Below are 14,921 nucleotides of genomic sequence, written 5' to 3'. Positions count from 1 at the left end.
TTATGAATACAAGAACCTATGATAGCAATCGCCCGCAGGAAATATCCTGCGGGCTTACTTACAAAAAAGGAACTCCTCAGCGCTGGGGAGAACGGCGCTACTATGCACTGGACTACTATCTGAAACAGAATTTCGGTGAAAAACTGTACAAGATTTCTTTAAACGGAGGCTGTTCCTGTCCGAACCGGGACGGAACCTGCGGCACACGCGGTTGTATCTTCTGTAGCGAAGGCGGATCCGGCGATTTTGCCGCTTCTTCTTCTCTTTCTGTTGCCGATCAGCTTGCCTATGGAAAAGGCCTTGTCCGCCCCAAATACAATGGACACAGCTATATCGCCTATTTTCAGGCATATACCAATACCTATGCACCAGCCTGTCATCTGCGCCGGATCTTTACCGAAGCGATTTCTGATCCAGAAGTACGCATTTTATCTATCGCAACGCGTCCGGATTGCCTTTCACCTGAAATCCTTACACTGCTTGCCGAACTAAATGCCATTAAACCGGTCTGGGTAGAGCTTGGACTTCAGACGATCCACGAACGCACTGCCAACTGGATGCGCCGTGGTTATCCACTTTCCGTCTTTGAGCAGGCGGTCCATTCCCTTCACGCGATTGGGGTACAGATCATCACCCACGTAATTTTATTTCTTCCGGGAGAATCTGAAGCAGATATGCTCGCAACCATCCATTATCTGAACGCTCTTCCGATTGACGGAATCAAGCTGCAGCTTCTCCACGTTCTGAAGCATACCGATCTGGCAGATTTTTACAGGCAGGAACCTTTTTATATTCCAGATATGAACTCTTATTTTCATCTGCTCGGAAAATGTATCGCTTCGCTCCGTCCGGATATTGTCATTCACCGTCTGACCGGTGACGGACCAAAATCTCTTCTTATCGCACCGCTCTGGACCGGCAATAAACGGTTAGTACTCAATCAGATGCAGCGCTATTTAAAAGAGCAGAATCTCTGGCAGGGAAAAGAATATACTACATTTTAAGGAGGCAGCCCTATGGCAGAAGCATTTACACTTTATAAACTCATCATTCTATACATGCTGGACAAAGTTGATTTTCCTCTGACCAACTCCCAGATTTCTGAATTTGTCCTGGACAAAGGATATACCGATTATTTCAAACTCCAGCAGGCTCTTTCTGAACTTGCGGACGGTGGTCTCATCCTGAAAGAATCCACTCACAACCGCACTCTTTTCCATCTGACGGAAGATGGGAAAGGGACGATTCATCTTTTCCGGGATAAAATCTCAAAGCCAATCCAGGACGATATTGACCACTTTTTACAGACAAAACAGTATGATCTGAAAAATGAAGTTTCCGTAAAGGCGGATTATATGAAAAATGCAGGAGAGGAATATTCCGTGCGCTGTCAGGTCTTTGAAAATCACGAACCCCTGATCGATCTGACCCTTTCTGTACCGACTGAAAAAGAAGCGGCGGCAATTGCACTCAACTGGCAGAAAAAAAATCAAGTCGTCTATGCGTGGCTGATGTCTCAGTTATTGTGATGGATGTGAATGATACGGTTCGCAAATTAAGGCTGTGATTGGACAATGATACACTTGAATCTCACGACATGAAAACTCTACGTTGTTCTTTGGGCAGATCTCAGCTACGTTCTTGAAAGCTTGCAAGCCTCATGCCTGCTCCAAAAGAGCTGAATCCCGGGCGCGGACAGAAAACAAATGGATAAGGATTCCATGTTTGTGCTATGGAGATGAGACACAAAAATTGTGGAAGCCCTTGCTGACACAATTTTCGCCTTAAGTGGCTCATCGGAATGGTCAGCACAAAGGAATCTGCTCTATTTGTTTTCTGTCCGCGTCCGACCACAACCTACAAAAAAAGCAGACCGTCCCATATTCCGATCTGCCTAAATAACCACCACAAAACTGATGTATTTCCTTTCTTCTATTTCCACCGTAATTTCTCCGTGGTAACGATTCACAAGCATCTTTGCATTATAAAGTCCCAGTCCATGCTTTTTTCCATCTTCTTTCGTAGAAAATCCTTTTTCAAAGAAATGACTGATCTCGCCAAGTCCTATATTTTCGACCTGATTCTTTATCGTGAAGATAAGCTTATCATTCTGGGAATCAATTTCGATCAGTACCTGATTTTTTTCTTCGGTACAGGCTTCGTATGCATTGTCGATCAGGGTTCCAACAATCTCGATCAGGTGGTGTTCGGAAATGCCGGAAACGATTTCTTTGTTCCACACGCGGATATCGGTCCGGACATATTCCGGCGCACGGACAATTTTACTGTAGATAAATCCTGCCAGGATTTTATCGCTGATCTTCAGAAGGGGGAGATACTTCCTGCTGTCATCTTCTCTGGCAATTTCCGTAATATATTCAGACTGCTTTGCTACCAGTTCTTCATAATTGTCGATGGTCAGATGCATATTCAGGATTGCATTCAGATGATTGTCAAATTCATGCTGTTTGGCACGGATTTCTTTGACCAGTTCTTCCAGCGGAATCAGATAGTTCTGATAAAGCCGCAGTTCATTTTCCTTCTGGCGTATCAGTACATAATTACTTCTCCAGTCCACAATTCCCCAGATCACAACGATCACCATCAGAACAAACATGATAAACACCCTGTAATCAAAAGTACCGCTGATCAGGAAATCCACGATCAGATAGACTGATACCATAAGTGCCATTACGCAGAAAATACGATATAGAAATTTGCGTACCCAATCAGCCATTTAACAGTCCTCCGATCACCGATTTGTAAGTCACACCGATTTCTACCGTATCCGGACAATTTTTGATCCGGATGATCCGGTTGACGGTATCGTAATATTCAACTTCATTTTTATTGACCGCATACATCCGATGGCACTGCGCAAACATCCCTTTTGGCATCTTAAGCAGCATCTGTCTGAGAGTCACATAAGGGACATCCCAGTTCTCTGTCACAAGATGCAGTCTTGTTCCTCTCGGTATCGCTTCCAGATAACGGATATCCTCGCATTTCAGCTGATAATTGATCCCGTCTTTTTTCACAACGATCACCGGTGGTTTCTCCCTGCTCTCTTTTTCCAGCACCTTCTGAACAACCTCTTCCACCTGCTCCCTGCGGAATGGCTTCATAATGTACTGGTAACAGTGCAGCTCCCGGTAAGCCTGCATTTCCATATTGCCAATGGCAGTCACCATCACGATCGGGGTAAAAGTATATTCAAACCTCTCCCGTATCTCTCTTGCGAACAAAATCCCACCGATATCCTCCCGGTCCTCGCCGCTTAGATTTACATCCAAAAGGAAAAGACCATACCGGATTTCCTGATCCAGCAGGTCTTTTGCTTCTTTCAGGGAAGATGCCTTGTGGACACGGATATCATCTGAATATGTGGTAAGAATCTCTGACAATGCCTGCAGCGAAGTCAGTTCATCTTCCAGGATCAATACATCCGTCATCTATTTGTCACCTTTCCTCTCTCTTTTTTTAATCTAATCTTCCTTGATCACTTCTTTAGCGCTCTTTACAAGCCCCGCAAGTGACTGCAGTTCTGACGGAATGATGATTTTCGTTGCCTTGCCGTCTGCAGCCTTTTCAAATGCCTCCAGACTCTTAATCGTAAGCACTGCCTGGTCTGCACCCGCTTCACGGATGAAACGGATACCGTCTGCATTTGCCTGCTGTACTTTAAGGATGGCTTCCGCTTCACCTTCAGCCTCTTTGATCCTCTTTTCTTTTTCTGCTTCTGCCTGGAGGATCGCTGCCTGTTTTTCAGCTTCCGCTTTCAGAATCACAGATTCTTTTTCACCTTCTGCAACAAGGACAGTAGATTTCTTTTCACCTTCTGCACGGAGAATAGCTTCACGTCTTTCACGTTCTGCTTTCATCTGTTTCTCCATTGCATCCTGGATTGCTGCCGGTGGAATGATATTTTTCAGTTCCACACGATTGACTTTGATTCCCCATGGATCCGTTGCCACATCAAGAGATGCTCGCATCTTCGTATTGATCGTCTCTCTTGATGTCAGTGTCTGGTCAAGTTCCAGATCACCAATGATGTTACGAAGGGTGGTCGCTGTCAGATTCTCGATTGCCATGATCGGGTTCGCTACTCCGTAGCAGAACATCTTCGGATCTGTAATCTGGTAGAATACAACGGTATCGATCCGCATGGTTACATTATCCTTTGTGATAACCGGCTGCGGTGCAAAATCAACTACCTGCTCTTTTAAGTCTACTCTTCTTGCCACACGTTCAATGATCGGCAGTTTAAAATGAAGTCCTACACTCCATGTTGCCTGATATGCACCAAGACGTTCGATAACCAGTGCCTTTGCCTGTGGCACGATTTTAATGCAGGAAGTCAGAAACAGTAATGCGATCACAATAATAATTACTAAAATAATAAGTCCCGTCATCTTTTAGTCCTCCTCATATTTTTTTACAATTAACTTTACTCCGGATATATTAACCACCTTCGCCAGTGTTCCGGGTTCCAGGATCACGTTATCCTGTTCGGATCTTACCGTCCACTCTGTACCATTTACCACCGCCATACCAGTCTGCCCTATGTTATCTACTTTCTGGCTGATCCGGATCGTCTTTCCGATGATTCCTTCATAGTTCGTCTTCAGACGGCGGGTGTTAATAAAACGCATTGCAAATGGTCTGGTAAATACAAGCAGTAAAATTGTCACAATAAAAAATGCAACCACCTGTCCGGCAAACGGTACATCCAGAATATTCAGGATCAGTGCCGCCAGCGCACCTCCTGCTCCCCAGATCGTTGTAAGTCCCACCGTTATGATCTCGATCACCAGAAGTACTACCAGAAGAACCAGCCATGCAACAGTTATATAGCTGTCCTGAACTGCTCCCATATTCTTCACTCCTTTCTGCTTACAGATATGGTAGCAGAGTGTCTGTGTCAAATCAATCCCTTCTGCGTGAATGCAGTGATTTCCTGTGCGAATAGGTTACGCTTCATCCTTAATCCGCTTCATATGCGCTTTGATCGTTTGTTCGTAGCCGTTATCGCTCGCTTCATAGAATACGGCATCTTTGATCTCATCCGGCAGATACTGCTGTTTTACATAATGATTCGGATAATCATGCGCGTATTTGTAACCAATTCCATGCCCCAGCTTTGCAGAACCTCTATAATGTGCATCCTGCAAATGCACCGGAACAGTCGTTTTATATTTTTTCACATTGTCCATCGCAGCAAAGACAGCATTACATGCTGAATTACTCTTCGGCGCTGTTGCCACATAAAGAACTGCCTGTGATAAAATGATCTGTGCCTCCGGCATTCCGATCCGCTCCACTGCCTGTGCTGCACTGACTGCAACATTCAGTGCCATCGGATCCGCATTTCCCACATCTTCCGATGCACAGATCATAATCCTGCGGGCAATAAACTTAATGTCTTCTCCGGCATACAGCATCTTTGCCAGATAATATACGGCTGCATCCGGATCAGAACCGCGCATACTTTTAATAAATGCGGATATGGTATCATAATGATTATCTCCTGTCTTATCATATCGCACAACCCGCTTCTGTATACATTCGGATGCAACCTCCAGCGTGATATGGATCATTCCATCCTCACTTCTTGGTGTGGTGAGGATACCCAGTTCCACCGCATTAAGCGCAGATCTGGCATCTCCACCGGCAAGGTCTGCCAGGAAATGCAGGGCATCCTCCTCGATCACCGCATGATAGCTTCCCATTCCTTTTTTTTCATCCTGCACCGCTCTCAGAATCAGGGTCTCTACTTCTTCCTGTGAAAGCGGACGGAGTTCAAATACACTGGATCTGGAAAGAAGCGCACCGTTCACCTCAAAGTAAGGATTTTCTGTCGTCGCACCGATCAGAATGATCGTGCCGTCCTCCACAAACGGGAGCAGATAATCCTGCTGTCCTTTATTAAACCGGTGAATCTCATCGATGAAAAGGATTGTCCTTTTCTGGTACATCCCTTTCAGTTCTTTCGCCTTATTCACCACTTCTTCCATATCCTTCTTCCCGGCAACCGTAGCATTGATCTGGGTAAATTCTGCACTTGTAGTATTGGCGATCACCTTTGCAAGCGTAGTCTTTCCGGTTCCCGGAGGTCCGTAAAAAATAACAGAACTCAGTTTATCCGCCTTGATCGCACGGTATAAAAGCTTGTCCTTTCCGATAATGTGCTGCTGTCCAACCACTTCATCCAGAGTCGTCGGACGCAGTCTGGAGGCAAGGGGCGATTCTTTCTCCTTTGTCGTCTCCCGCATATAATCAAATAAATCCATCAAAACCTCTCCTTTAATCCAGCAGCAATTCATCGACTGTCACAAATTCATATCCCTTCGCCTGCATGATATCGATAATGCGAAGTGCCGCCTTTACTGAAGACAGATAACAGTCATGTAATAAAATAATATCATTTTCCTCCGTTTCCGTCACTACTTTATTGACAATTTCTGTCTCATTATCCGTATTCCAGTCAAGCGGATCCACATTCCATAGCACCGCAATCATGCCGGTATTCTCTTCCATCTCCTTCTTCCAAGCTCCATAGGGCGGTCGCATATATTCCGTCTTTTTTCCGGTAATTTCTTCAATCGCGGTATTGGTCTTTCCGAGTTCGCACTCTGTCATTTCCTGAGACATTTTTGTGAGATCTACATGACTGTAAGTATGATTTCCAATAATATGCCCTTCTTCAGCCTCTCTGCTCACAACTTTCGGATATTTTACTACATTTTCCCCGATCACAAAAAAAGTAACCTTCACATTCCGCCCGGCAAGCCCGTCAAGGAGCACTGGCGTACTGGAAGGATGTGGGCCATCATCAAATGTGAGGGCGATCTTGGGCTTTTCCTGATACTGCTCGTTTGTTCCACCTGCCTCATAGGATGCTTCTACCGTTTCATCGTTCATTCTTATCAGTTTGATCTTTCCGTTATCGATCACTCCCCAGGTAAACAGAAGCCATGTAAAGCATAAAAAACTGATTGTTCCATAAAGCAGTCGGTACCACATACGGATATCCCTCTTTTCCCATTCTCTTTTTACTATATGCGGGAGATTCTTTACCTATGTACTCACATTTATGCTTTCTTGCCTCCGATACTCTTGCATTAAAAAAATATATACAGAACACCAATCTCTTCCTGTTTTCTATACTCAGATCAAAAAAGGGGATATCAACCAGCTTCTGCTGACTCATATCCCCTGAATGATCTACATTGCTTTTTTATAAAGTTCAATGATATCCCTGATCGTAGACTGTCTCGGATTTGCCATGATATTTCCGCTCTTCATGGCATCAGCAGCCATCAGTTCAATCTTATCTTCCGTTACACCAACATCGGCAAGATGCCGCGGAATACCAAGATCACGAAGCAGATCTCTCGCTTCATCTACCAGCATTTCCGGAACAAAATCGATCACCGGGTCTTTTTCTTTGCTGATATAATTGTAGATCTTCTCATAACGTCCATGATCTGCAAGTGCATTATATTCCACAATCGTTGGAAGAAGAATCGCATTTGCCACACCGTGTGCCACATGGAAATAGGCGCTTACCGGATGGCTCATAGCATGGATATTTCCAAGTCTTGCCCATGCAAATGCGATACCTGCGAACATGCTTCCGGAGAGCATGGCTGCCGCCGCCTCTTCGTCCTGACGGTTTGCTACGAATCTGCGCAGATTTGCACCGATCAGTTCCATTGCCTTTTCTGCCATTGCATCAGAAAATGGAGATGCATCTCTTGAAGTGTAAGCCTCCCATGCATGGATCAGTGCATCTACGCCACATGCTGCGGCTACCGATGCCGGAGAAGTCATAACAAGCTCCGGATCCAGAAGTGCATAGCTTGGGATCAGCCCATAGCTGAACACAGTCAGCTTATAATTTCTTGCTTCATCGGTAATAACAGAAAATGCCGTCACTTCACTTCCTGTACCTGCAGTTGTCGGGATCGCAATGATCAGAACGATCGGTCCCGGTACCTTGTGTGCACCTTCATAATCTCCGATCTCTCCGCCGTATTTTGCAAGAACACCAACTGCCTTTGCCACATCCATCGGACTTCCGCCACCGAAAGCTACAATACTGGTTGCTCCTGCTTTTTTGTATGCTTCTGTTGCTTTATCTACCGTTGCAACAGATGGATTTGCTTCTACATCAGTAAATACTTCCACTTCGATACCGGAAGCCTTCACGATCTCTTCGACTTTCTCGACCATTCCGATCTTCTTCAAAACCGGTCCGGAGATCAGAAGCATCTTCTTGGAACCACTTTTCTCAAGAAGCTCCGGAAGTCTTTTTAAACTGCCTTTTCCAAAAATAATATCCTGTGGTACATTGAATGTAAAATCTTTCATCATCTACTACTCCTTTTAAATAAGAATGTGCCTCGGCACATTCTCGCGCCGAGCGCGTTGCTGAGCGCCAGTGGCGCTCGTTAAGCAACGACCGAAGCAGAGCGTAGACCGCTTGCGACATTCTTCATCTTCGTACAAGTGCCCATCTCCGGCACGCAGTGCCTTTTGTTTCATAGGAAGTTCCTTCGGAATTTCCTATGAAAAAAGACGAGACCGCACCTTAGCAGTCTCGCCCTTGAGTTTCTACTTACACAGCATATACCCTCTGTCATTTTCTTGTCAAGAGGATTTTCTGTTTTTATTTCTTCTTTTTCTTTCCATTCTTCTTTGTCGGCTTTTTCACGCTATAGCCAAATGTTCCGAGCAACTTACCCAGACTATAATACTGTCCGTGCACATATACGATCGGATCGGTCTTTTCCAATGCAAAGCGCCCTTTCTGATCCATATAGGCATCATCTACATGAACCGCTTTTACCTCGGCAAGGAAAATATGATGCGACCCCGGCGTTTCTTTTTTGACCACCTTACACTCGATGTTGACCGGACTCTCCGCAATCAGTGGCGCACTCACATATTCTGCCTTTTCCGGTGTCAGATGCAGCTCTTTGAATTTGTCCACATCTTTTCCCGAACGCACACCGCAATAATCCGTTGCATACGCAAGTTTTTCCGTTGTCAGATTGATTACAAATTCTCCGGTCTCATCGATCATGTGATAAGAATACCGCTCTGGTCTCACGGAAATCGAAACCATCGGCGGGTTTGTGCAGACCGTTCCCGCCCACGCCACGGTAATGATATTCGAATTGCCTTCTTTATCTGCCACACTGACCATAACTGCAGGCAGTGGATACAGCATATTTCCCGGCTTCCAGATCTGTTTTGCCATAAGCCATCTCTCCTATAAAGTTATCTGTTTTTATTTTTGCTGCAGGTAAGTTACCAGAACAGGGATCATCTGTTTCTTTCTTGATACTACACCTTTCAGGAGAATTTTTTCCGTATCTCCCGGCAGTTCAAACGCTTCAAGAACCTGTTCCTTTGCATTTTCACCACAGCAAAGGAGTTCTGTAGACTCTTCCAGAATATTAGTCATCATCAGATACAACATATGCAGTCCCTGGGTCTTTCTCGCCTCTTCCAGATATGGGATCAGACGTCCTTTCACCTCATCCAGTTCATCCTGATTCATGGATGTGATCTGTCCGACTCCAAACATGATATCTTTTACATTGAACACCTTAAAGTCCTGGAAACAGATCTCTTCTACGGATTTGCCACGCAGATTGCTTCCCGCATTGAACATCTCTTTTGCATGTTCTTCCATATCAATCCCGGCAATCCGCGCCAGTGCCTCTGCTGCCGCCTGATCAACCATCGTACAGGTTGGTGAACGGAACAGTAACGTATCCGAAATAATTGCAGAGCACAGAAGTCCCGCCATCTGTGGCTCTACCTCTACACCACTTTCCTGATACATCTGGTAAATGATCGTAGCAGTACATCCAACCGGCTGATTCCGGAAATATACCGGTCCGATTGTCTCCAGACCGCCCAGTCTGTGATGATCAATGATCTCCTGCACCTCTGCCTCTTCAATTCCATTCACAGCCTGTGATTTTTCATTATGATCCACAAGAATCACCTGTTTTTTACGGGATGTCATAAGTCTTCGTCTGGAGAGGAAACCACAGAACTTTCCTTTATTATCCAGAATTGGAAAATCTCTGTACTTCGTCTTTGACATAACTTCTTTCACATGTTCCACATAATCATTCAAATGAAAAATCTCCAGATTATCACGGCTCATAAAATACTTGACCGGAATACTCTGGTTGATCAGCCTTGCAGCAGTAAAGGTATCATGTGGTGTCTGAATAATCACGATATCTCTCTCCTCTGCCATCTTCTTGATCGTCTTGGAAATATTGGCTCCCTGGCAGATGACCAGACAGCTTGCATCCATCTCGATCGCGCACAGCTGTGACTCATAACGGTTTCCAAGAATAACAAGATCATCCTTCTCAATAAAATTCTCCATCAGATCCGGACTGGATGCGGCAATGACAACTTTTCCATTCAGGAAATAGCCATGTTCATTCCCGGAGATCAGTGTTCCGTCCAGTGTTTTGACGATATTGCGGTACTGGGTTCTCGCTGTTGCAAGGATATTATTATCGTACACTTCCATATATGACGTAGCAATATCTCCGATAGTGATCAGCCCTTCCAGCTTCTCACCTCTTGTTACCGGCAGTGTCTTAATATTCTCATCTTTCATTCTTGCCCATGCGTCTTTAATGGACATGTGACCAGATACACCCTCAATATGACGGATATCCATATCTTTTACCTGAAGGTGTACATTGTCCAGAAGAGACGGCACACTTACCTGGAATTTATCCAGAACATATGCTGTCTCACCATTTACCTCGCCCGCTCTTTTCGCTATGTATTTTTCTCCTGTGATTTTATTTTTCAGATTTGCATATGCAATTGCCGAACAGATAGAATCTGTATCTGGATTTTTATGTCCGATCACATATACTTTCTTTTGTTTTTTCTGATCCATTTTATATTACTCCATTACTATCTCTTGTTCCTTTACTTTTCAGAATGCCATTTTTTTTACTGTTCGTCAACCCTTGTTCGGATAAAAGACCATTACACTAAATTTTAAACAATATCTCTACCAGTGCCTTCGGTCTGCCACCCGCTGCCGCTGTCTTCTTTGCATACACTTTTCCATAACCGGCTTCCATGATCTTATTCATGATCCGGCGCGCACTTCTGACCGTAATTCCCAGACACTCCGCCAACTGATGTGCATCGAAAATATAACTTTTTCTTACATCTGCAATGGCAATGATCTTCAGAATTGACGTTGTGCTGAGCCCGGTTTTTTCTGAAATTTCCTGTAACTTCGGATCGGAAGAAATGAGCTGATATTCCAGCTGGATCTCCTTTCCAAGCGGTCCGTGCTGTGTCTGACCGGCATCAATCCAGAAAATCTCCTGCTTTGCATTTTTCAGGGAAAAATCCAGTGCACGTCTTGCGTTCATTTCCGCGTCATTCATCGTGCCTCCGGTTCCGATCCCTACATTCAGGCTGATTTTCTTCTCCTCCTGCACTTTTTTTTGCAGATTCAGAAGCTTCCGCTGGTTAAATTCTTCTTGTACAGCCCCGGAATTGGAAAATACAATATATTCTCTTCTTCCTGATGCAAAAATTGCACCTTGAATCCCTTCTGTATATTTGATGATTTCTTTTTCAATATCTGCTTTTGCAAGCATACTTGAATAATAATTCTCTTCTCTGCTCTTATAATCCGTCAGCTGAAAAATCTCAACTGCTGCCTGCGCATATTCTGCTTCCTGAAGCGCACATTCATTTTTTAATTTTTCCAGTGCCACTCTCACTTTTGCCCTGGTCGGAGGCAGATAAATTGCATGGTATCCCTTTTCCTGCAGTGTCTTATACACCCACCGAAGAGAAGTCAGTGCCACATTAACCTTTCCTTCATCCAGAAGCTTCATGTGCCACTCCACATACTGTTCTTCTTCCACTCCTGCCTGAAACGGACAGGAATAAATGTTTCTTGCCAGGATGTCAAATGCATCCAGCAAATCCTCAATGACCTGTTTTTCTACAATATCAATACTAAATGCATCCAGTTCAATATTACTTTTCTGCATCTGCAGAAATGCTCCCGCAATGCTGATTACCGATTTTTCCACCGACACATGCGGCCTGGTGAAATGATAGTTTCTCCCCACAAAACTTTCGATCGCACAGCCCGTAAACAGTACCGCATCACACTCCTGTTCACATTCCTCAATCAGCCGGTCACTTCGGTTAACCTGTTCCTCTTCATAAGAAGCTACTTCTACTGAACTGTCGATTTCTTTTATACTCTTCTTAACAACCTCACAAGATGATTTTGATCCGATAACTCCAACTTTCACAAATTTGTCCCCCGTATTGCGATCTTCTATCCAGAGAACCTGCCGTTGGCAGCTTCTCTCTATATATCTGAATAATTGCTTTAAAAAAGGAACCCCTTAAACGGGATTCCTTTTTATTATAACTCAGAGCCATCAAAAACCACAAGCTTAGAATGCTCTTTTTTTAATTCCAGATAACTTTCTTTTGTCAGCGTCGGTTTGAAATTGTCAAGAATCTGTTTTGCCTTTTTTGCGTTATCATAAAGAAGATCAATGATCGTAAGCGCCATCATCTTTGCCGGAACGATATAAGCAAGTTCCGGGTCCGCAAGACGGTAATCCTTGGAGTGAAGTCCTCCGGTTATTCCCTCTGTCCAGATGTGCATACACGGCATGATCTGAGAAAGATCCCCCAGATCTGTAGAACCTGCTGTCTCATAAAGCTCTACAAATGAATCTTTTTCCGCCCCTGTATATTCGATCATATTTTCTTTATATAATGCTGAAAGCTCGCGGTTGGTATTCATCGGAAGATATCCGATCTTATCGTCAATCTCGACTTTTCCTCCGATTGCAAGTGCTCCGGCTTTTAACGCACGGTTCACTTTTTTACTGGCATCCAGCATTCCATCAATTGTGAAAGCACGTACCATGATCTGCATCTTCACAACAGCAGGAACTACATTTACCAGATCTCCGCCTTCTGTAATGATCGCACTTACACGAACCTTTTCTTTCTCCTGAAAAGTCTCACGGAGTGCATGAATGTTGTTCAGTGCCAATTCTGCCATATTTAACGCATTGATTCCTTCATGTGGTGCGAAACCTGCATGCGCAGCTTCTCCGATAAATGTTACCGTCTTTGTCACAAATCCGTTGCAGTCGGTATCAATCGTGCAATGCCTGCCATTTCCAATTTCCATCATGTGACACTGCAATGCCATATCCACATCATCAAAGCCACCACGTTTTAAATATTCCTGCTTGCCGCCGTAAAAACTGATCTTATTTTCACGGATCAGACTGTCGCGATAATCATAATCTACGCATTCTTCCGCAGGGATCGCAATAAAATCAACCGCTCCACCCAGTTCCTTCATCACTCCGGATCTTAAAAGACCAATCGCACATCCATACAGATCTGCAAGCTGTGCATGATGACCGCAGGCATGAACATTTCCTTCTGGCGTACTATCCGGATGTTCTTTGCACTGGATACAGTCCAGCTCTCCGATCACGGCAATTCTTATATTCCCTTTTTTCGGAGTTGAAACCTTACAGCCAGTATATGCAATTTCCGTCTCCGGCTCTTCTCCAATCTCCTGAAATGCCTTTATCATTCTTTCTGTAGTCTTAAATTCTTTGTAGCCAAGTTCAGGCGTTTTATATACATCATCACCAAGCTGAATGATCAAATCTCTGTTCGCGTCAATCGCGTCCAGACATCTCTGCTTCAGTTCTTCTTTTTCCATCTATGTCGTCCATCTCCTATTCTGCACCCATCAGTCTTCTCAGTACTTTTGTCACTTTCCAGGTCTCATCTGTATCAAGCGCTTCTTCTACTGTGTGTACATTGATCATTCCACATCCCAAAATGACGCTCTTATATCCGTGTCCCGCAAGCACATTTGCATCACTTCCGCCACCGATGATCATTTTATTTGCTGTAATTCTTTCTTCTGCCATTGCATTTACAGTATCCTGGATCAATTCACAGTCTTCTTCCAGCGACAGAACCGGGTAAGCCATCTCATGCTTCATCTCATAACAGGCTCCCATTTCCTCTACAGCTTCCTTGCAGCACTGTTCCATATGTGCAACCTCTGCAGCCAGCTTTTCCATACTGTGTGAACGGATCTCTGCGGTAAATGTAACCTCATCTGTTACGATGTTGGTTGCAGATCCACCTTCAATATGTCCGATATTAGAGGTTGTCTCATAATCAATACGTCCGATGTGCATCTTACTGATTGCCTTTGATGCCACAACAATTGCATTGATTCCTTTTTCCGGTTCAATTCCGGCATGCGCTTTCTTTCCTTTGAAAGTAATCTCAATCGCTTCCATTGCCGGTGCTTTGTATGCGAGAGTCTCTGCTCCACCGGTTGCATCTACAACAACCAATTCCTTGCATGGCAGCATAGACATATCCATGTGCTTTGTTCCCATCATACTGATCTCTTCGGAGCAGGTAAATACAAGATAAATATCTCTGTGCGGTACACCGCTTTCAATGATATCTTCTACCGCTTCCATGATTGCTGAAATTCCAGCTTTGTCATCTCCGCCAAGTGTTGTTGTCTTATCGGTACTGATGATGTTTCCATTGATCACCGGATTTACATTTCTGCAAGGCTCAATCTGATCCATATGTGCTGCAAATCCAAGTGGACGTTCCTTCGTATTTCCTTTTACAAATGCAACGATATTTCTGCCGTTTCCACCATAAGCTTCCCCGGCATGATCTGACTGGAACGGAATGTTCCGCTCTCTCAGCCAGTTTTCTATCCAGTCCGCCATCTCTTTTTCCCCTTTTGACGGGCTGTAGATCTTGATCATCTCAATAAATCTTTCCTGTAATCTTTCTCTCGATAACATCGT

Annotated in this window: 14 protein-coding genes; 2 read left to right on the top strand and 12 right to left on the bottom strand. The window is 44.3% G+C overall.

The window, feature by feature from the left end:
* Positions 1 to 2: 2 nt before the first annotated feature.
* A complete protein-coding gene (gene mnmL / locus NQ556_RS05540) occupies positions 3 to 1,004 on the top strand; it encodes a tRNA modification radical SAM protein MnmL/YtqA (RefSeq protein ID WP_008369561.1) in 1,002 nt (333 codons plus the stop codon).
* Positions 1,005 to 1,016: 12 nt separating this feature from the next.
* Positions 1,017 to 1,529: a DUF4364 family protein gene (locus NQ556_RS05535; RefSeq protein ID WP_008369564.1), complete on the top strand. Its 513-nt coding sequence runs from the start codon at positions 1,017 to 1,019 to the stop codon at positions 1,527 to 1,529.
* A 365-nt stretch (positions 1,530 to 1,894) separates the two neighbouring features.
* Here NQ556_RS05535 and NQ556_RS05530 read toward each other — a convergent pair whose 3' ends face one another.
* The 12 genes from NQ556_RS05530 to NQ556_RS05475 all read right to left on the bottom strand — a co-directional run bounded on the left by NQ556_RS05530 (position 1,895) and on the right by NQ556_RS05475 (position 14,918).
* Positions 1,895 to 2,737: a sensor histidine kinase gene (locus NQ556_RS05530; protein ID WP_008369567.1), complete on the bottom strand. Its 843-nt coding sequence runs from the start codon at positions 2,735 to 2,737 to the stop codon at positions 1,895 to 1,897.
* The gene (locus tag NQ556_RS05525; RefSeq protein WP_008369569.1) at positions 2,730 to 3,452 is read right to left on the bottom strand and encodes a LytR/AlgR family response regulator transcription factor; all 723 of its coding nucleotides are present in this window, start codon (positions 3,450 to 3,452) and stop codon (positions 2,730 to 2,732) included. The genes NQ556_RS05530 and NQ556_RS05525 overlap by 8 nt, the downstream gene beginning before the upstream one ends.
* Positions 3,453 to 3,485: 33 nt before the next feature.
* Complete coding sequence (locus NQ556_RS05520; protein WP_022220408.1) at positions 3,486 to 4,412, bottom strand: SPFH domain-containing protein; 927 nt, start codon at positions 4,410 to 4,412, stop codon at positions 3,486 to 3,488.
* A 3-nt stretch (positions 4,413 to 4,415) separates the two neighbouring features.
* Positions 4,416 to 4,874, bottom strand: coding sequence for an NfeD family protein (locus NQ556_RS05515; protein ID WP_022220409.1), 459 nt, complete (start codon positions 4,872 to 4,874; stop codon positions 4,416 to 4,418).
* A gap of 96 nt (positions 4,875 to 4,970) precedes the next feature.
* The gene (locus tag NQ556_RS05510; RefSeq protein ID WP_044998602.1) at positions 4,971 to 6,290 is read right to left on the bottom strand and encodes a replication-associated recombination protein A; all 1,320 of its coding nucleotides are present in this window, start codon (positions 6,288 to 6,290) and stop codon (positions 4,971 to 4,973) included.
* A gap of 13 nt (positions 6,291 to 6,303) precedes the next feature.
* The gene (locus NQ556_RS05505) at positions 6,304 to 6,921 is read right to left on the bottom strand and encodes a polysaccharide deacetylase family protein (protein ID WP_207719254.1); all 618 of its coding nucleotides are present in this window, start codon (positions 6,919 to 6,921) and stop codon (positions 6,304 to 6,306) included.
* A gap of 303 nt (positions 6,922 to 7,224) precedes the next feature.
* Positions 7,225 to 8,373 (bottom strand): iron-containing alcohol dehydrogenase, encoded by a 1,149-nt coding sequence (locus tag NQ556_RS05500; protein ID WP_044998603.1) that lies wholly within the window; start codon positions 8,371 to 8,373, stop codon positions 7,225 to 7,227.
* A gap of 298 nt (positions 8,374 to 8,671) precedes the next feature.
* Positions 8,672 to 9,265 carry a flavin reductase family protein gene (locus tag NQ556_RS05495; RefSeq protein WP_008369585.1) on the bottom strand — a complete coding sequence of 198 codons (594 nt, stop codon included), beginning with the start codon at positions 9,263 to 9,265 and terminating at the stop codon, positions 8,672 to 8,674.
* A gap of 30 nt (positions 9,266 to 9,295) precedes the next feature.
* Complete coding sequence (locus tag NQ556_RS05490) at positions 9,296 to 10,948, bottom strand: putative manganese-dependent inorganic diphosphatase (protein ID WP_008369587.1); 1,653 nt, start codon at positions 10,946 to 10,948, stop codon at positions 9,296 to 9,298.
* 97 nt (positions 10,949 to 11,045) lie between these two features.
* Complete coding sequence (locus NQ556_RS05485; protein ID WP_008369589.1) at positions 11,046 to 12,341, bottom strand: GTP cyclohydrolase IIa; 1,296 nt, start codon at positions 12,339 to 12,341, stop codon at positions 11,046 to 11,048.
* Between the two features lie 116 nt (positions 12,342 to 12,457).
* Positions 12,458 to 13,792: an amidohydrolase gene (locus NQ556_RS05480; RefSeq protein ID WP_008369591.1), complete on the bottom strand. Its 1,335-nt coding sequence runs from the start codon at positions 13,790 to 13,792 to the stop codon at positions 12,458 to 12,460.
* Positions 13,793 to 13,808: 16 nt separating this feature from the next.
* Positions 13,809 to 14,918 (bottom strand): M20/M25/M40 family metallo-hydrolase, encoded by a 1,110-nt coding sequence (locus NQ556_RS05475; RefSeq protein WP_008369593.1) that lies wholly within the window; start codon positions 14,916 to 14,918, stop codon positions 13,809 to 13,811.
* Positions 14,919 to 14,921: the final 3 nt, after the last annotated feature.

The organism is Coprococcus comes ATCC 27758 (assembly GCF_025149785.1).
GTDB classification, from domain to species: Bacteria; Bacillota; Clostridia; order Lachnospirales; family Lachnospiraceae; genus Allocoprococcus; species Allocoprococcus comes.
The sequence above is the reverse complement of the archived record's forward strand: the minus strand, read 5'-3'. Positions and strand labels throughout refer to the sequence as shown.

Excerpts from the sequence above, each read along its gene's own strand:
- NQ556_RS05515 (WP_022220409.1), bottom strand. The coding sequence starts at position 4,874 with ATGGGAGCAGTTCAGGACAGCTATATAACTGTTGCATGGCTGGTTCTT.
- NQ556_RS05535 (WP_008369564.1), top strand. The coding sequence starts at position 1,017 with ATGGCAGAAGCATTTACACTTTATAAACTCATCATTCTATACATGCTG.
- NQ556_RS05525 (WP_008369569.1), bottom strand. The coding sequence starts at position 3,452 with ATGACGGATGTATTGATCCTGGAAGATGAACTGACTTCGCTGCAGGCA.
- NQ556_RS05530 (WP_008369567.1), bottom strand. The coding sequence starts at position 2,737 with ATGGCTGATTGGGTACGCAAATTTCTATATCGTATTTTCTGCGTAATG.
- NQ556_RS05475 (WP_008369593.1), bottom strand. The coding sequence starts at position 14,918 with ATGTTATCGAGAGAAAGATTACAGGAAAGATTTATTGAGATGATCAAG.
- NQ556_RS05520 (WP_022220408.1), bottom strand. The coding sequence starts at position 4,412 with ATGACGGGACTTATTATTTTAGTAATTATTATTGTGATCGCATTACTG.
- NQ556_RS05490 (WP_008369587.1), bottom strand. The coding sequence starts at position 10,948 with ATGGATCAGAAAAAACAAAAGAAAGTATATGTGATCGGACATAAAAAT.
- NQ556_RS05480 (WP_008369591.1), bottom strand. The coding sequence starts at position 13,792 with ATGGAAAAAGAAGAACTGAAGCAGAGATGTCTGGACGCGATTGACGCG.
- NQ556_RS05500 (WP_044998603.1), bottom strand. The coding sequence starts at position 8,373 with ATGAAAGATTTTACATTCAATGTACCACAGGATATTATTTTTGGAAAA.
- NQ556_RS05495 (WP_008369585.1), bottom strand. The coding sequence starts at position 9,265 with ATGGCAAAACAGATCTGGAAGCCGGGAAATATGCTGTATCCACTGCCT.
- NQ556_RS05510 (WP_044998602.1), bottom strand. The coding sequence starts at position 6,290 with ATGGATTTATTTGATTATATGCGGGAGACGACAAAGGAGAAAGAATCG.
- mnmL (WP_008369561.1), top strand. The coding sequence starts at position 3 with ATGAATACAAGAACCTATGATAGCAATCGCCCGCAGGAAATATCCTGC.
- NQ556_RS05505 (WP_207719254.1), bottom strand. The coding sequence starts at position 6,921 with ATGAACGATGAAACGGTAGAAGCATCCTATGAGGCAGGTGGAACAAAC.